Here is a 19,197-nt window from a genome sequence, read left to right as displayed (position 1 = left end):
TATTTTCCCAGCTCAGAAGCACCTTTCGTCGCTTTAACACACCCGGCGGGCGCCACCCTCATGAAAACCCCGGGCTAGATCCCGGGATCCAAACCGAAGTTAGCGCTGCCGGGCGCCGGGTAGAATAACGAGGAACGCACAAACGATGTCGTTCTGGTGGCACGCCGAACGGTGGTCCCCAGCGACCAAACAGGGGGACCCGAGTCTTGGATCTACGCGACTACTTGCGAATTTTGCGCCGCAACTGGATATTGGTTGTCGCCGCCACGCTGACAGGTCTCCTTGCAGGAGCTGGAGCTTCAGTGCTGACGAAGCCGACTTACACTGCCGAGACGCAGCTATTCGTGGCGATTCAGAATTCAGGTTCAGTTCAAGAGTTGCAGCAGGGGAATACCTTCGGTGAGGCAAGAGTGCAGTCGTATATAAAGACAGTTAACTCGCCTATGGTGTTGCAGCCTGCTATTGACTCTCTGGGGCTCGCCGTCAGTGCAGAAGAGCTCGGGTCCAGCGTGAAAGCCAGTACAGATGCAAAGACAGTGCTCATAGAGATCTCTGTCTCTGACAAGTCACCCGTGCAGGCTGCCGCAATTGCACAGGCGGTGGCGAACAGTCTCATTACTGCCGTTGACACCCTGGAAAAGCCAAAGAATGGGACCGGTTCTTCGCCGGTTAGTTTGTCGGTAATCAAGCCCGCAAAAGCTCCCTCGGAACCGTCCGCGCCTAACACCCGCGTGAACATCTTGCTTGGCCTTCTAGTCGGATTGTTCATTGGCATTGTAGTCGCAGTGCTGAGGTTCACGCTCGATAATAAGGTCAGAGGGGAATCAGATCTTCGGAGGGTGACTGATGTCCCCCTCCTTGGCGGGATTTCTTTTGACCAAGATGCGGTACGGAAGCCGCTCCTGACGCAAACGGCGGCACAGAGCCCTCGTGCGGAATCATTCCGCCAACTGCGCACCAACCTTCAGTTTGCCAACGTCTCTGGGCAGGCGAGAACAGTCCTCCTCACCTCCTCGTTGCCCGGCGAAGGTAAGAGCACCACAGCCACGAATTTGGCGATTGCGCTAGCCCAAGCCGGCCAATCGGTCTGCCTTGTGGATGCGGATCTTCGGCGACCCATGGTAGACGAATACCTTGGACTGGAAAGAAATGCAGGCCTTACTACAGCCCTGGTTGGTCAGGTCGACATCAACGACCTTCTTCAGCCATGGGGAGACGACAACCTGTACGTTCTAACTTCTGGACAGATCCCGCCCAATCCCAGTGAACTCCTGGGATCAGACGAAATGAAGCAGCTCATCGTACGACTTGAAGAGGTGTTTGACACGGTGGTAATCGATGCCCCGCCGCTGCTTCCCGTCACGGACGCCGCCGTCCTGTCGCAGCACGTCGGTGGAGTTGTCGTAGTAGTTGGTTCAAAAAAGCTCAGACAACAAGATCTCGAAAAATCTCTTAATGCGCTGAAAATGGTGGGATCCAATGTGCTCGGTGTGGTCCTAAACAGGCTTCCGGCCAAGGGACCCGATGCATACTCGTACAGTTACTATAGCCACGACCAGGAACAGTCGACTCTGGCTGCTTCCAACGTCCGCTCCGATACCCGCGATGGCGCTTTTGGACTTCAAAAAAATGGACTTGTTCTCGGTGAATTCGAGAAAACTATTAGAACGCAAGAGATGCAATCCGCGCGGTCTTTTCCGTCTGACCGCGTCACTTACGAACAGCAGTAGTGTTAGCATCTCTGATGCCTGGTTCTAGTATTTCGGTCAAAGAGGCATATGTCAGTCGAACCCGGGACTGCTGGCGAGGCAGCCATCCTAGCGAGTCTGAATGATTATTGACAGTATTCGCGACATCGACTATGCGGATTACTCTGGAAAATGTATGATTCACGCATGAGATACTCACTCTTGCGCTACTTACGTGCCGATTTTGCGCGTAATAGCAGACTTTTTGATAGGGCAACTGTTTTGGCTTTTAGGCTAAATCAATCAGCCCATCGTAGCCGTCTGAAGATTATTCTCAAGCCCTTAGTGAAGATTCTGGATTTGTTCTGGATTCAAGGCGTTATAGGTGCTGAACTTCCCGGCAGCATTGAGTGTGGCCCGGGGTTGCGACTTCCGCACGGTGGGCGTGGCGTGATCATCAATGCCAACGCGAAAATAGGTGCGGGCGTGACGATTTATCATCGAGTAACCATCGGCCAATCCGGGTCCGACACTTTCAGCGTGCCAAAAATTGAGAGTGACGTTTATCTAGGCACTGGCGCCACATTGTTCGGCGGCATCACTGTTGGGCGAGGGGCAAAGATTGGTGCGGGGGCAGTGGTGTCCAAAGACGTTCCCTCTGGAAAGACAGCTGTTGGAGTCCCTGCGAAATTTAGCCTCAGCTAGCCAGGCCTGGGGTACCGACCTTCCAGCCGCACGAACCACACAGCAAAGCAAAGGTTGTTGCCCTCCCCGTGTCCGCATCCTTGATTCAAGGAACGCATATCCGCCTTTCGCAGATGAGCATGGGTACGGTGGTCTGAGACGGCCACCACGGCCTTTTCCCTTGCCCGTGCGGCGGTAAGAGGGCAGTGCTTCTTTGAATTGGTAACGACTAAGCCAGCCGTTGAGTCGGGAGGTTGTGCGGGTGATAATGATCTCCGCTCCAAGTCTTCCGATCTGCCGGAAGACGTCGGCGCGTTGATGTTCGGATCTCTGCCGGCGCACAGGCCAGTCTGTTCCATGCTCGACATACACGGTCCCGTCATGGACGATGTGCCCCTTGCAGCAAGGATGTCGTGCCGGTTGCCGCAAGTGCCTCGAACGTCGCGCCCCGGCTACGGACTAATTGGACATCGGCGGCACGGTAGGTCCCTTCGTCCGTGCAGCGGCCTGGGATGCCTCGGTCAAGACATGCCGCAGCGCGACCGGTCCATGGGCATGCGCGGTTCGCAGCGTGATTTGCCCCGGTGGCGATTTTGCGGGGACAGATCACGACCCATGACGCTTGATGCGCGGCTGAGGGGGGAAACACCCGATCCTGTCGCGGCCGCGATCTGACTGTGTCGTGTGGTCCCACCAAAGCCAGTTACATACCCAGGCCGCCTTGCCCCCTCAGCCGGGTCGGTGTCGGTGAATCCTTGTCTCTTCAGGCAACACCGTCAGACACGGACTCAACCGCGGGGGTGATGGAATGCGGTACAAGCCCTGCGCGTAGTCGTTGTCGGCAAGTTGACACGACGCTGAGATCACCGAACGGCGGCACGGCTTCCGGATTCTCGCGGTTCTTAGCGGGCGGGCGGAGAATGAGGATCATTGCTGGGGAGATCCGCGGTGCCTCGGACGGCGTACACCAGGAGGGCAGAACTGTCCTTCGTACTTATGGTCATATCGGCCAACTGTCCGCCCCAATTCGCTACGATATCGCTATGAGGGCATCCGAAGAACACAACAAACACAATGATGAGACACGTAGGCTGCTGGGCTTACTCGAACAAAAGAATCGCGAACTGGCAGACACAATCGCTGAGGAATCGGGTGGGACAGCCTCCAGAGCTAATGGCGTGGCTTCAGTCAGCAGCAATAAGGACGTCCTCGCCGCCGGGGTTGCCGTGGGCGATGTAAGAAAGGCTCTGGACGACCACGTTAGGCGCTCGACACATTTCGTTAGAAACTACAAAATCGTTGACCTGCAGAGCGGAGTTGCACTGGAGGAATTCACCGTCGATTATGAGCTTGCCCCCTGGACTGCGTCTAAGCGCATGGCCAAGAAACAGGTCTACAAGTACGACTTGCAGGAGCAGCAGCCCGATGGATCTTGGCTGTCTTATTACCCAGAGGGACGCTAACACCAGGACACAGAGGGGTCGGGCGTTGCCGAAGTGTGCTGCTTGGTGCCTGTGGTATCCAATTCGAGGGGAGTCAGCCGCCGATCAACAACGACGCCGCGCGCAATGACTGGACATCGGATTTCGAGTGTTCCGCGCAGCAGTCCAACGCCAATCAGCAGGCCGCCGAGAGTGTCGGTTTGTAACGGATCATATATTGCTTGTCTCTCCGCAAGCTGGGCAGAAAGCCCAGTCTTGTTAGCTCCACATACCGGGATTCCATTCCTCCATAGTCTCGTTGGAATCCGAGAAAGCGTAGTGTCCACCGATCCGGGAACTCGCGGCTTGTCACCGAGCTGAGGCTGACTTCGGTCACGCATGTGCGATGGCGGCACAGCAGCCGGCTTGCTGAGGTTTGTTTCCCCTTGCATGGGGAGCCCGGGGTCAGTACTGGCCGTCATGTGTTGGGTGGGCAAGGAAAGGAACCTTACACGGTCCTATTGACCGCTGCGTAGCGCATCGTAAGCGCCCCTTATACTTGATCCCGGGACGGGCGGCCGGCTGTGTCGTGGGGACAAGCGCCAAAGAACATGATTTAGGGGACATCTATGAACGTTGGCGCTTACTTTCTTCCGATAGTGGGGCTTGGGCTTTACTCGATCGGCGGATTCATTATTTCCCAGTACATCGCCCGGAGGTTGGGTCGGTTCCTGAACTTCCGCACGCTCGTGATTCTGAATTACATCATCGTCAACCTTGTATCCGGAATCGTGCACTTGTCTCAGGTGGAGGGCGCGACCCGCGGATACTTCGACATCGTCAACGCTAGCGATGACGCCACGTTCAACGCGACGGTCGGTAGCATGATTGGCCTGATGGCGCTCTGCGCCGCGTGTCTGCACAAGCTCCCAGCAGCGGATTTCAAGCCCACCGAACTGCCCGAACCGTGGCTGGTCCCCGGCGAGCAACGGTTCCTCTTTCTCACTACAGCAGTGATGCTGCCAATCACCATCTATGCCACCATGCAGATCCAGTCTTACGTCGAGTCGATTGAGGCGACCCGGGTTATTGCTCTGGACGATGGACTGGCCCGATGGAGCTTCCTCTCCAACTGGTTCGTATGGGCGATTTCGTTCCTGGCGATCCTAATGATTTCCGGTAAAGCCGGGAAGAACCGCATTTTCAGTTTGATCGTTACGGCGGGCGCCGTGATGGCGATGGTAGCGTCGCTTGCTTGGACGGGCGGCCGGTCGGTCATCATCGTGATGATTCTGCCCCTTATCCTTATCGCTTTGCCCCGGCTCCGCGGAGTACGTTGGCTGGCGGTCCCTGCCGGCGTCGTCGCAGCGGTTTCCTACATCATCACTGTTACCGAAAACCGGTCCTCAACCGACGCAGGCTTCAACGTCACCACCTGGCTGGACTGGGAATGGGGCAGGTACTCGATGACAGGCTTCGCCAGCGAGTACGTGCATGACAACGGCTATGCTCTGGGCGAGAGCTTCCTCGCCGGCGCCATGTCGGTGCTCCTAGGTGTTCTTCGTCTTGTCGGCCTGCCAATTTCTAACCCGCCGCTCAGGACATCAACTCAGATGTCGGGTGAGTACTTCCTGTATTCCAGGTCGGAGGTCTTTATCGTCCCTGGCCTGAACGCTGAACTCTTCATGAACTTCGGCTTGGTGGGCATCGTTGTTGGATGCTTTGTTCTCGGCAGGATTACCGCGTGGGCAGACAGTAAGTATCAGGCATCCCAAACGGTGTTGACCAGACTGGCTTTCGCCTACGTCGGAACGCTGCTCGTGTTCCGTACGGTGGCTGCGGACTCGGGGTCAATCTACAGCTACGTCCTCTACGTTGGCGCCCCGCTCCTTGTCGCTGCATGGTACTCAAAAAGCACACGTAGCCGTCACGAGAAGCGTCAGGCCTTGAAGCTCAAAAAGGAGTCTCCGGGGCCTGGCCTGGAAAGCGTCCTACCACGTAGCCAACCACCACTTAAAGGGCAGCCAGATCGACGTGAGAAACGCGGCGTCGATCGCGTGCCGGCCGCAGTGAGTCGTGCCAGTGAAATCCGGCTTCCCCCCAAGCTTCGCCGCTAGTAGGTTCGAGGGCTGCGCTTTGGGAATGCGGGGTGTCATCCGGGAGGCGATGGTCTGGATCCGTAGGCCCTGATACATTTCGGCCGGGGCTAGCGTCGCGTCGTAGTCCGCCGTTTAAGTGGCGCAACGTGACCCGCGGCGACACCGTAGGCGGTGATGATGGCGGATGCGTCGGTCGTGCCGCCCGAGTCCACGCCGTTGGCCCATTCCACCCGAAGTTAGTCACGTGTCGATGATGCTCAAAGATCCGACCACACCCGGCGCCTGGTTTGATATCTTCTGGCCTGTTGGCCCCACGGCTTTGGCAATACTGGCTGGGCTGGCCATTGGGTGGCTTGTCCTTCTGCTCGACGACGTTATCTCCAAGGTTCTGGGCCACCGCTAGCTGTCCCGCCCGGACCGGGACCTGCCGTATGGCATCTACCTCTGGCCTTTCCGGTCTGTATCCTGCTGATTCCCCTGGTGCCATCACTCGCCATCCGCGTACCGTTGACGGCCGCCCTGACCGTGCTGATGGCTTACGGATCATTCCGATTTGTGGATACACCTATCCGGCGATGGGCCGCCAGAAGGCTGGAGCCCGCCGTCGTCCCGCGCCCGAGCGAGCCCCGGAGGCCGCCCCGGGAGCTGGAGCTGGCTAGCGCATCCGGGAAGTAATGTCTAACCCAACTCAGACTTCGCTGCGTGCACGAACGTCAGGAGGGTTCCCCTGAGTGCTCCGCGCACCGCACCGTCGCGATCAGCTGGCCGCCGTCGTCGGCCTTCTGATACACCGTCACGTGGTTGGTTGTCTTCGCGCAGAGGGCGCAAAAGGTCGTGTGCTGTTTAGTCCCCATAGGCAAATAGTACGCAGCAGAAGGTTTCAGATGGGTAAACATTGCCGTTCGCGGTAGATCGAACGCTGTACCGGGTATCAACATCCTCAAACACCCGAAAAGTCTGCGTGTCCTGGACGCCCTTATAGCGCTGCGCTGGTGGCCGGACTTCCGGTACGGGCCGCCCCACTTATGACAGATACTTTCCTCCACCCAGCGGGCGGACCAAGAGGGCGGGCCGTAGGAACCGGCTTAGTCGAGCAACGTCTTGTTGTGTCCGCGCCGCAGGCTGCTATGGGGCAGCGCCCATCAGCTGCGGGCGGACGTCTCCGAGTGCTCGAAACACCGGACGATCGCAATCAGCGGACCGCCGCTGGCATCCCTCTGGTCGTGCGTGACCATGACGGGCAGATGGTCGTGTGTTGTTTGTCCTCCTACCGGGATTGAATGCGGACGTAGTTTCGTGAAGGTAAGGCGGAGCCCTTGGCTGTGTTTTTTTCGCCCGAACGTCTGACGACTGCATTTCACGGACCCTGCACCTGCGGACGTGATGTCTAGATGTGGCGGCAGGTATCGGTGCTGCAAGCCGGTGGGTACACCCGCTCCAGCGAAGCCCGGGCTGCGTTGGCTGGCCTTGATTCCACCGCACCCAGCTGGCGTCCAGCCTGCACTCAGCGGGGTTATGGAAACGTTATATATGCTCGATGAGTGAATTTTTGGTCAAGTAGCGGAATCCTGAATATGAACGAACGCCCGGCCGCGCCCGAACCCGGGCTGGTGTCCGGGCGGCAGCACGCACTCGATGGCCTACGCACCGTCGCGGTCGCCGGCGTTTTTCTCTTCCACACGGTCACCGGGTTCGCCCCCGGTGGATCCATTGGCGTGGACGTTTTCTTCACGCTCAGCGGGTTTGTCATCACCCTGCTGATCATGAAGGAGTACCGCTCCACGGGCAGGCTGCGCGTTGGAGTCTTCTACGCCAAACGGCTCGCCCGGCTCTGGCCGGCGCTGCTGGTTCTTTGTGCTGTGGTGGTTATGGTGGGCCTGATCTTTCCGTCGTCGGGGTGGGGCGGCCAGGGCGCAAATGCCATCCCGGCGTCGGCCTACGTGATGAACCTGGCCAACTACGGAGCCTTCGGTTCCTCCACCGGCGGCAACGCGCTGAGCCCCACCTGGACGCTCGCCGTCGAGGAGCAGTTCTACCTGGTCTGGCCGGTGCTCCTCCTGCTGATGCTGCGGTTCTGGAAGGTTCGCGCCGTTGCCTGGATCACCGCCGTGCTGGCGGCCGGGTTCCTGGTTGAACGGTTCCTCCTGGTATCCGGCGGGGCGCCGCTGGCCCGGCTCTACAACGGACCGGATACCAGGGCCGACCAGCTGCTGCTTGGCTGCACCATGGCCCTGGTGTTTGCGTCGGTCAGGCCAGGCTCCAGGGCCCATGGCTCCCTGCAGGCCGGTGCACGCTGGGGCGGTCCCGCAGCGGGGCTCGCCCTGGTGGTTGCCGTGTTCACGTTCAAAGAACCGGACAAGCCGGGCCTTTGGTTTGATGTCTTCTGGACCGCCGGTCCCACCGCCCTGGCGCTCCTGGCCGGGCTGGTGATCGGATCGCTCGTCCTCCGGCCAGCCGGCCTGGCCTCAAGGGTCCTGAGCCACCCTTGGCTGGCCAACCTCGGCCGCGACTTGTCCTACGCCGCCTACCTCTGGCACATGCCCGTCTACCTCCTGCTGCTTCCCCTCATCCCGTTGCCCTGGGTGCGCGTGCCGCTGGCGGCAGCCCTGACCGTGGCGATGGCCTACCTGTCATTCCGGTTTGTGGAAAGGCCCATCCGCCAGTGGGCTTCCAGAAAGCTGGATCCCGCCATCGTCCGTCCCGCCCAGGAGCCCGTCCGGGAACTGGAGCTCGCCGGACGGACCTAGGCTCCTTCGCGCCGAGACGACGGGCTGAATTTCTCCGCGACGACGCCGGTAAGATGTGCCGGGTGACGAGAAACGGCGGAGACCCGGCATGACCAAGCAGGAATGGCTCAAGTACGGTGCACTCTTTCTGCTGGCGGTAGCGGCTTTCGGAGCAGCAGGCATCGCCCTGACGAATCCCCGCGCCCCAGGCGAAGCAGTCAGCCCTGTGACGGCAAGCTCTCCGGCGGCCACGGCGACTCCCACACCGACTGCTACGGCAACCCCGGCACCCACTGCAACGGCCCAACAGCTGAAAATCCAGCTTCCCGCCCGGCCCGTCCTCCTGATTCTTGGCGATTCGTACACTGCCGGTGACGGCGCGGAACAGCCAGGCCAGGGGTGGGCGTACCTTGTTGCCGACGCGCTCGGATACCCCACCAACATCGACGGGGAAGGCGGCACCGGCTTCGCGTGGGGCGGTGGCCCGCAGGATAACGGGGCCCGTGAGTACGAAGTCCGGTTGCGGGAAGCCGCTGAGGATCCGCGCTTCGTCCCCAACGTCCTCATACTGCAAGGCGGCCAGAACGACGCCCTGATCACCAGCCCTGATGAAATCCAAACCGCCACGGCGCAGACCATCGAGGCGGCCCGCACGTTGTGGCCCGGCGTCCAGGTGGTGGTTCTTGGGCCCTCGGCCCCCCAGCCGTTAGCGGAGGAACTGCAGGGTGTGAACAGCGCCGTCCGCGCCGGGGCCGCAGCCGCTGGTGCTCCGTTCATCGACGCCTACGAGGCCGGCTGGTTCACGGGTGCCAACAGCCCGGGATTCGACTTTGACGGTGCGCACCCGAACACCGCCGGGCACGCGCATCTTGCTGAGAAGTTCCTGGAGTCCTGGGCCACGCTGACTCAGTGAGCCGCCTTCTGCGGACGAGGCGATGCCTCTTGGACACCATCTACTAACGGGTATCAACATCCTCAAACACCAGGAAAGTCTGCGTGTCCTGCACGCCTGGCATGGCCTGCAACTGATCGAAAATCACGCGCCGCAGATCGGTGTTGTCGATGGCGCGCACCAGCAGGATCACATCAAAATCGCCGCCCACGAGGGCGATGTGGTGGACCTCCGGGATCGCGCGCAGCTGCTCGCGCAGCTCACGCCACGAATGCTGGCTGACCTTGAGTGTCACGTAGGCGGAGGACTTCAGCCCGGCCTTAATGGGGTCCACCAGGGCCGTGAATTTGGTCAGGACGCCTTCGCCGGTCAGCCTGGCAATGCGGGTGTACGCGTGGGCCCGGGAGATGTGGACGTTCTCGGCCACCTGCGTCACGGACATCCTGCCGTCCCGGGTGAGTTCGGCGATGATCCTGCGATCGACGTCGTCCAGCGGCACCTCCCCGGACTCTCCTTCAGGTCGTGCCAATTCGTCCACCGCTCCCGCTCGTTATCCAGATCACATTTCAATTCGTCTTCCAGAGTAGGTCCATCCGGCGGAACCTTCCACGATTTGGTGAAGTACTGGATACGAAACTTCCTCAAGGGCCATACTAGAACCGACTAGTGGCTACAGAAGGACGGACCAATGACGATCTCCGCGGACCACTCTGCGCCGGACCAGGCCCAGCGTTTGCCGGCTGAAGATGCCGTATCCGAAGCGGTGCGGAAGTTCGGCATCACGGTGGAGGACTACATGCTGCCCGCCCGGCACCAGATCCAGATGGTGGACCCGGAGGGACGGCTCAAAGCAGAAAGTGAGCAGGGGACAGAACCCGGCCACGAGTATCCGCTGCCCGCCGATGAGGAACTGCTGGCCGCTTACGAGCAGCTCGTCGTCGGCCGCCGCGTCAACGACCAGAATTCGGCACTCGTCCGCCAGGGCCGCATGGCGGTGTACCCGTCCAGCCACGGCCAGGAAGCCTGCCAGGTGGCAGCGGCACTGTGCCTCTCCGACGGCGACTGGCTGTTCCCCACCTACCGGGACGCAGTGGCGGTCATGGCCCGGGGGGTTGATCCCGTGGAGACCATGACCATCTTCCGGGGTGACTGGCACAGCGGCTACGATCCGGCCAGGCACAAGGTGGGCATCCAGTGCACGCCGCTCACCACCCAGCTGCTGCATGGTGTGGGTGTTGCGCACGCGGCCAAGCTCCGTGGCGAGGACACTGTGGTTCTGGCGATGTGCGGTGACGGCGCCACCAGCGAGGGTGACTTCCATGAGGCCCTGAACTTCGCCGCCGTCTTCCACCTGCCGGTGGTCTTCTTCGTCCAAAACAACAAGTACGCCATCTCGGTTCCGCTGGCGCACCAGTCCGTGGCGCCGTCGCTCGCCCACAAGGCAGTGGGCTACGGCATGGCCGGCGAACGCGTGGACGGCAACGATGTGGTGGCCCTCCTCGCCGTGCTGGACCGGGCCGTGAAGCTCGCACGGGAAGGTTCCGGGCCGCTCCTCGTGGAGGCACACACGTACCGGATGCAGGCACACACCAACGCCGATGATGCCACCCGCTACCGGCAGGACAGCGAGGTGGCAGAGTGGCTGGCCAAGGATCCCATCAGCCGGATGAAGACGTACCTCACCGGGCGCGGACTGCTGGACGACGACGGCGCCGCGCGGATCGCTGCTCACGCTGAGGACGTTGCCACCCAGCTCCGGGACGGCCTGGGCGAGGATGTCCCGGTGGACCCGCAGGAGCTCTTCCGGCACGTGTTCTCGGTGCCCACACCACAGCTGAAGGAACAGTCGGCCATGCTGGCCGATGAACTTGCCCGCGAAGCGTCGTCTGAGGAGTCGCCGAAATGAGTCCGACCATCACCACCTCGTCCGAGGCGAACGGCAACGTCAGTGCGGCAACCGCCCGGGCGGCGGCGTCCGCCGCTTCTGTGGCTGAGGCTTCCGGGCCGCAGGCCGTCACCATGGCCAAGGCCCTCAACACGGCTTTGGCGGATGCGATGCACGCCGATCCGTCCGTCCTGGTCTTCGGCGAGGACGTGGGTCTCCTGGGCGGGGTGTTCCGCATCACGGACGGTCTCACCAAGACCTTCGGGGAGCAGCGCTGCTTCGATACCCCGCTGGCCGAGTCCGGCATTGTGGGCATGGCCGTGGGCATGGCCATGAACGGGATGCGGCCGGTGGTGGAGATGCAGTTCGATGCGTTTGCGTATCCGGCGTTCCAGCAGATCGTCAGCCACGTGGCCAAGATGCACAACCGCACCAGGGGCACCGTGAAGCTGCCCATGGTGATCCGGGTTCCCTACGCCGGCGGCATCGGGGGAGTGGAGCACCACTGCGACTCCTCCGAGTCCTACTACGCCCACACGGCCGGCCTGAAGGTGTTCACGCCCGCCACCGTGGCCGACTCGTACCGGATGCTCCGCGAAGCCATCGATTCCGACGACCCCGTCATGTTTATGGAACCCAAGAAGCTGTACTGGTCGAAAGACATGGTGGACCTTGGGGATCTCCGGGCGCAGCACGTTGCCAACGCGGCAGCCGGGACATCCTCGGAAGGCCGGGCCGCCGTCGCCCGTCCTGGCACCGACGCGACGCTCATCGCCTACGGGCCGTCGGTGCCCACGGCGCTGGCGGCCGCGGCTGCTGCTGCGGAGGAGGGGCGCTCGCTGGAAGTCATCGATGTCCGCTCCATCGTTCCCTTCGACGATGAGACCGTGTGCGCGTCCGTCCGGAAGACCGGCCGGGCCGTGGTGATCGCCGAAGCGCACGGCTTCGCGTCCGTGTCCTCCGAGATCGTGGCGCGGGTCCAGGAACGCTGCTTCCACTACCTCGCCGCCCCCATCCGCCGGGTGACGGGATTTGATGTCCCGTACCCCGCACCGAAGCTCGAGCACTACTACCTGCCCGGCGTGGACCGCATCCTCGACGCCGTAGACGACCTCCAGTGGGAGAACTGACCATGAGTGAACCGAAAGTATTCCTGCTCCCCGATCTGGGCGAAGGCCTGACCGAAGCCGAGCTGGTCAACTGGCTCGTGTCCGTGGGCGATGAGATCCGCGTGGACCAGCCCATCGCCGAAGTGGAGACGGCCAAGTCCATGGTGGAAGTCCCGTCCCCGTACGCCGGCACTGTGACGGTGCTCCACGGCGAACCCGGGCAGACGCTGGATGTTGGCAAGCCGCTGATCTCCGTGCTTCCGATTGGTGCGACGGCGCCGGTGGTGGTTTCGACAGGCTCAACCAACGAAAGTCCGGTGGTGGTTTCGACAGGCTCAACCAATGATCGTCCGGTGGTGGTTTCGACAGGCTCAACCAATGATCGTCCGGTGGTTGAGCCTGTCGAAACCCCGGAGGCCGGCTCCGGAAATGTGCTGATCGGCTACGGGACTCCCGGCGGCAGTGGCGCTGCCCGGCGAACCAGAGCTCCCCGCGATGTGGGTTCGGCAAGATCAACCAACGACAAGCCGGTGGTCGAGCCCGACGCCCAGAAGGCGGCCGATGACCTGCTGCTGCTCCGCACGAGGGTCCCCGGGAAACTGGGCGCCGTCATTTCACCGCTCGTCCGGCGCATGGCCAGGGAGCACGGCGTGGATCTCGGCGACATTCACGGCTCGGGTGACAGTGGCTTGATCATGCGGCGGGATGTTGAAGCGGTCATCAGCACTCCGGTGGTTGAGCCCGTCGAAACCCGAGGATCTGGACAGGCTCGGTCAACCGATGCCGTTCCCGGAACGGACGCGAGGACGGGGCTGGGCATTTCCTCCCGGACGCCGGTCAAGGGTGTCCGCAAGGCCGTGGCCGCCAACATGTCCCGCAGCCGTGCGGAGATCCCCGAGGCCACCGTCTGGGTTGACGTTGATGCCACGGCGCTGGTGGAACTCCGGGCAGGCCTCAAGAAGTCTGATCCGCACAATACGCCGGGGCTCCTCGCGTTCATCGCACGTTTTGTCACGGCCGGGTTAAAACGATTCCCGGACCTGAACACCCGCATCGAAACTGGTGCCGACGGCGCCCAGGAGATCGTTGGCTTCGCCGGCATCAACCTGGGCTTCGCGGCCCAGACGGACCGAGGACTGATGGTCCCCTCGATCCGCAACGCGGACAAACTCAGTGCCCGCGAACTGGACGCGGAGATCCGCCGGCTCACCGCCGTCGTGCGCGAGGGCAAGGCGACGCCGGAGCAACTGGGCAGCGGTACTTTCACGCTCAACAACTACGGCGTTTTCGGGGTGGACGGTTCCGCGGCCATCATCAACCACCCCGAGGTGGCTATCCTGGGCGTCGGACGCATCATTGACAAGCCATGGGTCGTGGACGGGGAACTCGCCGTCCGCAAGGTCACCGAACTGACGCTCACGTTCGATCACCGCGTGTGCGACGGCGGCGCAGCAGCCGGGTTCCTCCGGTTCGTGGCCGATGCCATTGAGAAGCCGACGTCCATCCTCGCCGACATATAGGTGGCCTTGGTGGACGAAACCGCAGAGCTGTTGGGCGAGCACCTGAAGCAATGGAGATGGGCAGTGTCTCCCAACAGCCAACTCATTGCTTCGCTCCTGTAAGTGAAGAACTTCGTGGGGGCATGGGGCGCGTTGATGCCAAGGAAAAAGTTAGCAACGACTGCTAGCTGCTCGTAGTACGTGGCATCTTCGGCGCGCAGCATCACCGTGATGTTAGCTGGGGGTGCTGCTGCCGGCCCGGTTCCGAACCTTCAACGGGCAGCGTGATCGCCGTCAACCCCACTAGGCCGAAGCGCCCAGCGGTTGCCAGGCCTTGCCGGCGCCGACAGTGTCCGCGCCGGCCTCAAAGAACAAAGCGATGGTCACCGCGCCGGGATCGAGCACCCCCCGCGCGAGTTCGCCCACGTAGGTGGCCCTGCCGCGGGCGGCGATGAGGTCGGCGGTGGACTCGGCGCCGGCCCGGGCAGCCAGGGCTGCTTCCAGGAGCGCTTCGCCCAGGGTGCTGCCGCGCTCGGCGGCCGCGGTGAGAGCAACGGATGCCGGTTGGAGCGCGTCGATCATCGTGTTGTCACCCACCCGGGCACCGCCGAGTTTCTGGATGGTCGACAGCCCCGCCGCGATGCCTTGGGCGATGTCAGTGACGGCTGCTGCGTCATTCTTGGAACCTTTGGCGATGTCGCGGAACCACATCCCGAACAGCGGTCCGCTGGTGCCTCCGGTGGCCATGAAGCCACGGCTTGCGGCTTGGAAAACGGTGGTGAAGGTCGCTTCCGTGGCGGTCGGCAAACCTGCTCGTGTGCGTTCCAGGGCGGAGGCGATGTTGGCGCCGAAGTCGCCATCACCGGCGAGCCGGTCCAGCTCTGTCAGGTAGGCCTGAGTCGAGTCGAATCGTTCGCTGAACGAGGTGATCCACGTCAGTGCCGCGGTGCCGTTGATGAGGTTAGTCATGGTGTTTCCTTCGGTTTGTTGTGTTGTTACCAAGTGAGGGCTGGTGTGCGAACGGTGTCGTCCCACAGGCTGATCAGTTCGTCGTCGGCGACGGTCAGGGTCACGGAGAGGCCGTGCATGTTCAGGGAAGAGACGTACGTGCCGGCGAGGGAGCGCGCGACGCTGATGCCGCGAGCGTTGAGCAGGTTGTGTACGTGGCGGGCTGCGATGGAGAGCTCGAGCGGGTAGGCGCCGCCGAGGCCGTTCACGATGGCGATTACCGACTGGCCGCGCTTGACCTCCAGGTTGGAGACCAATGGCGTGACGAGCTGTTCGACCAGGTCATCGGCGGGTGCGTAGGCGATGCGGCCGGTGCCGCGTTCGCCGTGGATGCCCACCCCGAATTCGACCTGGTGGGGTTCGAGCTCAAATGCGGCGGAGGACTCTCCTGGGTGTGCGCCTGCGTCCAGGGCGATCGCCAGGCTGCGTGAACGGGCGACGACGTCGCGGCCGCGGGTGGCGATGGTGGATACGTCGGCGCCCCGCTCGGCGAGGGCGCCGCATACCTTTTCGACGGTGACGACGGCGGCAGTGCCGCGGCGTCCGGGACCGTCGCTGCCATTGTCTGATGCGAGGTCGTCGTCAACCAGGACCTGTTCTACAGGGACCCCGTCGTCATCGGCCAGTGACGCGGCGATCTGGAAGTTGAGGACATCGCCGGTGTAGTTCTTGACGATCTGCACGACACCTGCGCCGGTGTTGGCGAGTTTCGTGCCTGCGTGCACCTGGTCTGCGGTGGGGCTGGCGAACACGGCGCCGCAGACGGCGACGTCGAGCATGCCGCTCCCGACGAATCCGGCGTGCAGTGGCTCGTGGCCCGAGCCTCCGCCTGAGACAAGCCCGACCTTGCCGGGGGTGAGGATCTTGCGGGAAATCAGGTTGTGTTCGTTGTTGAACGTCACCAGTTCCGGATACGTCAGGGCGAATCCGTCCAGGGCTTCGTCGATGACGCGGTGGGGGTTGTTGATGATGTGTCGACGCACGGCTGTGGGCATGGGAATACTCCGGTTTCTGCTGATAGGGGAGTTGGAAGGAGGGGGATGAAAAGCGGTCGGGAAGAATGCTAGGAAAGCTCGCCGAATCCTTGGAGGACAAGTTCCTTCACTGCGTTCACGGCCTGAGGGGCATCGGGGCCGCTGGCGTCGATCCGGATCCGGTCGTTCTTGTTCGCGCCGAGGGACAGCAGGCCGATCACACTGGATGCATTCACCGGTCCCCGTCCGGAGGAGGTGTTTGTCAGCTCGATGTCGGCGCTGAACTCTCCGGCCGTCTGAACGAGCAGCGATGCCGGGCGGGTGTGGAGGCCCATCGGATTGATCAGGCATTCCTCTGCGCTGACGACGGGGCTTCCGGGGTCGTTGTCTTCGGCGGATGAAGCGCCCTGACCGGTTGCGTCCTGTGTCTTCTTGGCGCTGAGGGCGTTGCTCGCGTCAACGGCAATGTCGGCCAGCGAACCGCCGGCGGCGGCGCCGACCACGGCCGCCGTCGTTGCTTCGACGAAGGGGCCGTCACTGATCACGACCTGGTGGGTGCTGCTGCGGATCTCCAAGGCCAGGGATGCGCTGAGGATCGCTGATCCCAGGTCGGTGATGACGAGCACGCCGTCCGCTGTGGCGAGGTCATCGATGGCGGACGCGATTGCTGTTGCATCGGTACCGAATCCACCGGCAGCGCCGGCGGCGATGCGGATGGGCGGCCGGGCGCCGTGAACCATTTGCAGTGCCAGGTCCATCGCCGCGTTTGCCAGCGCTTCACTGTGCGAGACGAGGACGATGCCGATCATTGGGCAGTTCCTTCGCCGACCGTGGCGGCCAGGGCGGCCACGAGGATCGCCGAGGAGGCGGCTCCCGGATCAATGTGTCCGGCGCTGCGTTCACCGAGATAGGACGCCCGGCCTTTGCGTGCGACGAGCGGTTCGGTCGAGTCCCGGCCGGTCGTCGCCGCTGCTGCGGCGGCCGTAATTGAGCCATGTAGTTGCCGGCCGTCAGCCAGGGACCGGGACAGGACCGTGACGGCCGGTTCGAGGGCGTCAATCATGGTCTTGTCGCCAACTGCCGCGTGGCCGCGGGCGATGATGCCGTTCACGCCGGCACGCAGTGCGTTCTCCAGTTCCGATGCGTCCAATTGCGCGCTCGAGGGGCTGTTTCGGCCCATTTCAAGGAAGAAGGTGCCGTACAGGGACCCGCTGGCCCCACCGACGGTGGACACCAGGGTCATGCCGACGGCCTTGAGCAGTTCCTGTACGGTGCTTGTCGACCTGTCATCGAGCTTGGCGACCACCGCGGCTGTGCCGCGGACCATGTTGGTCCCGTGGTCGGCGTCGCCGATCGCCGAGTCCAGCTCGGTCAACCAGTCTGCCTGTGTGGTGATCTCCGACGCGAAGCGGTTAAGCCACTGCTGGATGGCATCGATCGTGAGTGTTTCTGGCATGTCAATCCTTCCAGCGGAGCGCGGGCGTGTTCACCGGCGCGTCCCATAGATCGAGAATTTCGTCGTCTGCCGCGACCAGAGTCAGGGAGCAGCCGGCCATGTCGAGGCTGGTGACGTAATTTCCGACCAACGAGCGCGCCACCTTAATATTGCGCTCCTTGAGTCGGTCGGAGACCTCGGCGAACATTGCGTAGAGCTCGATCAGCGGGGTTCCTCCCAGGCCGGTCAGCAAAGCGATGACCGGTTTGCCGCCGAAGTCATAGTCGGTGGTGATCGACTCGACCAACGCGTGCGAGAGTTCCGCGGCCGACATCACCGGCACGCGCTTGCGTCCTGGTTCGCCGTGGATGCCGACGCCGAGTTCCATTTCGCCTTCGGGGAGGTCAAAGCTGGGCCTGCCGACGGCAGGAACGGTGCAGCTGGTGAGCGCTGCCCCCATGGAACGTCCCGCGTGGGCAATCCGTTCGGCGAGCACGTGTACCTTCTCAAGGGACCAGCCGCGGGCCGCTGCGGCGCCGGCAACCTTTTCCAGAATCAGCGTGGTGCCGACACCGCGCCGGCCTGCTGTCCAGGTGGAGTCCTCCACTGCGACGTCGTCGGCGACGATGACGGTGGCGACCTCGATTCCCTGTTCCTGGGCGAGTTCTGCTGCCATTTCAAAGTTGAGCAGGTCGCCGGTGTAGTTTTTCACCACGAAGAGCACACCCGAGCCGGTGTCCACCCGAGTTGCAGCGGCCAGAATCTGGTCCGGAGTCGGGGAGGTAAAGATTTCACCGGCGCACGCGGCATCCAGCATGCCGGCGCCGACGAAGCCGCTGTGCAGCGGTTCATGGCCCGAGCCGCCTCCCGAGACCAGTGCGACGCGGCCCTCCCGTGGTGTGGTGCTGAAGACGATGCGGTTTTCGAAGTCCACTGACAGTTCACGGTGGGCGGCGGCGACACCGCGCAGTGCATCTGCCAGCAGAGTCTGCGGGGAGTTGATCAGCTTGTTCATGCCCGGGACTCCTGCTCGGTCAGCGCTTCGGTGAGCGAGGTGCTGTCAGCCTGGGTGCGTGAGATGAGCCCGAACAACAGTCCTGCTGCGATTCCCGCGGCAATTTCGGCGATGACGTACACGGGCCACTGTTCCCAGTGAACGGTTCCGCCCATCAGGGACTGTACGAGCATCGGCCCGGTGGTCCTGGCGGGGTTGATCGAGGCTCCGGTGACAGGGGCGACGGGGATGATTGCCGCGAACACGATGAAACCGATGACGATGCCTGCGAAGCCGGGTGCGGCCTTGCGGTGGATCACTCCGAACACCGTGAAGACCAGAATGAACGTGCCGATGAATTCAGCAGTGAATGCCTGCCAGACGGGGATGTCACCATAGGCGGCCACTCCGAGGCCTAGCTCACTGGCCTTCTGGCCGAGCACTGCGATGATCGCGAAGGAACCTGCAACAGCACCCAGTACCTGGGCTCCGAGGTATCCCGGCACGTCGCGCCACGGGAACTTCCCTGTTACTGCAAGCGCCACGGTCACTGCGGGGTTGATGTGGTTTCCCGAGATGTAGCCAAAAACGTAGACGGTGCCAATGACGACTGCACCAAACGACAGGGAGATGAAGCCCAGCTCCGAACCGGTAAACGGCTGGTCGCCGCGGGCGATGGCGAGGGCGGGGACGGATCCTACTCCGACGAATACGAGGAACGCGGTCCCCAGGAACTCGGCAGCGAGGCGCTGCCACATGCGGTTTTCGTCCATGACGAAAGTT

17 protein-coding genes are annotated in these 19,197 nt (G+C 62.5%); 10 read left to right on the top strand and 7 right to left on the bottom strand.

Translation table 11 applies throughout. The features are described from left to right. Positions 1-206 precede the first annotated feature (206 nt). The 7 genes from CXR02_RS21325 to CXR02_RS21300 all read left to right on the top strand — a co-directional run bounded on the left by CXR02_RS21325 (position 207) and on the right by CXR02_RS21300 (position 9,531). Positions 207-1,730 carry a polysaccharide biosynthesis tyrosine autokinase gene (locus CXR02_RS21325; protein WP_104063812.1) on the top strand — a complete coding sequence of 508 codons (1,524 nt, stop codon included), beginning with the start codon at positions 207-209 and terminating at the stop codon, positions 1,728-1,730. A gap of 165 nt (positions 1,731-1,895) precedes the next feature. Further along, on the top strand, positions 1,896-2,393 hold the full coding sequence (locus CXR02_RS21320) for a serine O-acetyltransferase (RefSeq protein WP_104063811.1): 498 nt from the start codon (positions 1,896-1,898) through the stop codon (positions 2,391-2,393). Positions 2,394-3,415: 1,022 nt separating this feature from the next. Continuing rightward, the gene (locus CXR02_RS21315) at positions 3,416-3,835 is read left to right on the top strand and encodes a hypothetical protein (protein ID WP_146072579.1); all 420 of its coding nucleotides are present in this window, start codon (positions 3,416-3,418) and stop codon (positions 3,833-3,835) included. A gap of 587 nt (positions 3,836-4,422) precedes the next feature. Beyond that, positions 4,423-5,910 carry an O-antigen polymerase gene (locus tag CXR02_RS21310; protein ID WP_104063809.1) on the top strand — a complete coding sequence of 496 codons (1,488 nt, stop codon included), beginning with the start codon at positions 4,423-4,425 and terminating at the stop codon, positions 5,908-5,910. A gap of 232 nt (positions 5,911-6,142) precedes the next feature. After that, on the top strand, positions 6,143-6,295 hold the full coding sequence (locus tag CXR02_RS22515) for a hypothetical protein (protein ID WP_181037325.1): 153 nt from the start codon (positions 6,143-6,145) through the stop codon (positions 6,293-6,295). Between the two features lie 1,171 nt (positions 6,296-7,466). Beyond that, positions 7,467-8,639: an acyltransferase gene (locus CXR02_RS21305; RefSeq protein WP_104063808.1), complete on the top strand. Its 1,173-nt coding sequence runs from the start codon at positions 7,467-7,469 to the stop codon at positions 8,637-8,639. Between the two features lie 88 nt (positions 8,640-8,727). Beyond that, positions 8,728-9,531, top strand: coding sequence for an SGNH/GDSL hydrolase family protein (locus CXR02_RS21300; protein ID WP_104063807.1), 804 nt, complete (start codon positions 8,728-8,730; stop codon positions 9,529-9,531). A gap of 43 nt (positions 9,532-9,574) precedes the next feature. On the opposite strand, the gene CXR02_RS21295 is transcribed toward CXR02_RS21300, so the two are convergent. Further along, complete coding sequence (locus CXR02_RS21295) at positions 9,575-10,048, bottom strand: Lrp/AsnC family transcriptional regulator (RefSeq protein ID WP_181037324.1); 474 nt, start codon at positions 10,046-10,048, stop codon at positions 9,575-9,577. 150 nt (positions 10,049-10,198) lie between these two features. Here CXR02_RS21295 and CXR02_RS21290 point away from each other — a divergent pair, with 150 nt between their 5' ends. Genes CXR02_RS21290 through CXR02_RS21280 form a run of 3 tightly spaced genes read left to right on the top strand, consistent with a single transcriptional unit; the run spans position 10,199 to position 14,024 of the window. Beyond that, positions 10,199-11,416: a thiamine pyrophosphate-dependent dehydrogenase E1 component subunit alpha gene (locus CXR02_RS21290; RefSeq protein WP_104063806.1), complete on the top strand. Its 1,218-nt coding sequence runs from the start codon at positions 10,199-10,201 to the stop codon at positions 11,414-11,416. Then, entirely contained in the window at positions 11,413-12,525 is a 1,113-nt protein-coding gene (locus CXR02_RS21285; protein ID WP_104063805.1) for an alpha-ketoacid dehydrogenase subunit beta, read from the top strand. Before CXR02_RS21290 ends, CXR02_RS21285 begins: the two co-directional genes overlap by 4 nt. Before the next feature lie 2 nt (positions 12,526-12,527). Next, positions 12,528-14,024 (top strand): dihydrolipoamide acetyltransferase family protein, encoded by a 1,497-nt coding sequence (locus CXR02_RS21280; protein WP_104063804.1) that lies wholly within the window; start codon positions 12,528-12,530, stop codon positions 14,022-14,024. 282 nt (positions 14,025-14,306) lie between these two features. Here CXR02_RS21280 and dhaL (CXR02_RS21275) read toward each other — a convergent pair whose 3' ends face one another. The 6 genes from dhaL (CXR02_RS21275) to CXR02_RS21250 form a co-directional block, all read right to left on the bottom strand. Beyond that, positions 14,307-14,972 carry a dihydroxyacetone kinase subunit DhaL gene (gene dhaL / locus CXR02_RS21275; protein ID WP_104063803.1) on the bottom strand — a complete coding sequence of 222 codons (666 nt, stop codon included), beginning with the start codon at positions 14,970-14,972 and terminating at the stop codon, positions 14,307-14,309. 26 nt (positions 14,973-14,998) lie between these two features. Then, positions 14,999-16,006, bottom strand: coding sequence for a dihydroxyacetone kinase subunit DhaK (locus CXR02_RS21270; protein ID WP_258061164.1), 1,008 nt, complete (start codon positions 16,004-16,006; stop codon positions 14,999-15,001). Positions 16,007-16,074: 68 nt separating this feature from the next. Next, on the bottom strand, positions 16,075-16,794 hold the full coding sequence (locus CXR02_RS21265) for an HPr family phosphocarrier protein (protein WP_104063802.1): 720 nt from the start codon (positions 16,792-16,794) through the stop codon (positions 16,075-16,077). Beyond that, the gene (gene dhaL, locus CXR02_RS21260) at positions 16,791-17,441 is read right to left on the bottom strand and encodes a dihydroxyacetone kinase subunit DhaL (RefSeq protein WP_104063801.1); all 651 of its coding nucleotides are present in this window, start codon (positions 17,439-17,441) and stop codon (positions 16,791-16,793) included. Before dhaL (CXR02_RS21260) ends, CXR02_RS21265 begins: the two co-directional genes overlap by 4 nt. A gap of 1 nt (position 17,442) precedes the next feature. Continuing rightward, positions 17,443-18,435 (bottom strand): dihydroxyacetone kinase subunit DhaK, encoded by a 993-nt coding sequence (gene dhaK, locus CXR02_RS21255; RefSeq protein WP_104063800.1) that lies wholly within the window; start codon positions 18,433-18,435, stop codon positions 17,443-17,445. Further along, complete coding sequence (locus CXR02_RS21250) at positions 18,432-19,187, bottom strand: MIP/aquaporin family protein (protein WP_104063799.1); 756 nt, start codon at positions 19,185-19,187, stop codon at positions 18,432-18,434. Before CXR02_RS21250 ends, dhaK begins: the two co-directional genes overlap by 4 nt. Positions 19,188-19,197 lie beyond the last annotated feature (10 nt).

The organism is Arthrobacter sp. 4R501 (assembly GCF_002929755.1).
GTDB lineage: Bacteria > Actinomycetota > Actinomycetes > Actinomycetales > Micrococcaceae > Arthrobacter.
This window is presented reverse-complemented; position numbering and strand designations above follow the sequence as displayed.

Excerpts from the sequence above, each read along its gene's own strand:
- CXR02_RS21290 (WP_104063806.1), top strand. The coding sequence starts at position 10,199 with ATGACGATCTCCGCGGACCACTCTGCGCCGGACCAGGCCCAGCGTTTG.
- dhaK (WP_104063800.1), bottom strand. The coding sequence starts at position 18,435 with ATGAACAAGCTGATCAACTCCCCGCAGACTCTGCTGGCAGATGCACTG.
- CXR02_RS21300 (WP_104063807.1), top strand. The coding sequence starts at position 8,728 with ATGACCAAGCAGGAATGGCTCAAGTACGGTGCACTCTTTCTGCTGGCG.
- CXR02_RS21320 (WP_104063811.1), top strand. The coding sequence starts at position 1,896 with ATGAGATACTCACTCTTGCGCTACTTACGTGCCGATTTTGCGCGTAAT.
- CXR02_RS21285 (WP_104063805.1), top strand. The coding sequence starts at position 11,413 with ATGAGTCCGACCATCACCACCTCGTCCGAGGCGAACGGCAACGTCAGT.
- CXR02_RS21315 (WP_146072579.1), top strand. The coding sequence starts at position 3,416 with ATGAGGGCATCCGAAGAACACAACAAACACAATGATGAGACACGTAGG.
- dhaL (WP_104063801.1), bottom strand. The coding sequence starts at position 17,441 with ATGCCAGAAACACTCACGATCGATGCCATCCAGCAGTGGCTTAACCGC.
- CXR02_RS22515 (WP_181037325.1), top strand. The coding sequence starts at position 6,143 with ATGATGCTCAAAGATCCGACCACACCCGGCGCCTGGTTTGATATCTTC.
- CXR02_RS21250 (WP_104063799.1), bottom strand. The coding sequence starts at position 19,187 with ATGGACGAAAACCGCATGTGGCAGCGCCTCGCTGCCGAGTTCCTGGGG.
- CXR02_RS21265 (WP_104063802.1), bottom strand. The coding sequence starts at position 16,794 with ATGATCGGCATCGTCCTCGTCTCGCACAGTGAAGCGCTGGCAAACGCG.
- CXR02_RS21280 (WP_104063804.1), top strand. The coding sequence starts at position 12,528 with ATGAGTGAACCGAAAGTATTCCTGCTCCCCGATCTGGGCGAAGGCCTG.
- dhaL (WP_104063803.1), bottom strand. The coding sequence starts at position 14,972 with ATGACTAACCTCATCAACGGCACCGCGGCACTGACGTGGATCACCTCG.
- CXR02_RS21310 (WP_104063809.1), top strand. The coding sequence starts at position 4,423 with ATGAACGTTGGCGCTTACTTTCTTCCGATAGTGGGGCTTGGGCTTTAC.
- CXR02_RS21270 (WP_258061164.1), bottom strand. The coding sequence starts at position 16,006 with ATGCCCACAGCCGTGCGTCGACACATCATCAACAACCCCCACCGCGTC.
- CXR02_RS21305 (WP_104063808.1), top strand. The coding sequence starts at position 7,467 with ATGAACGAACGCCCGGCCGCGCCCGAACCCGGGCTGGTGTCCGGGCGG.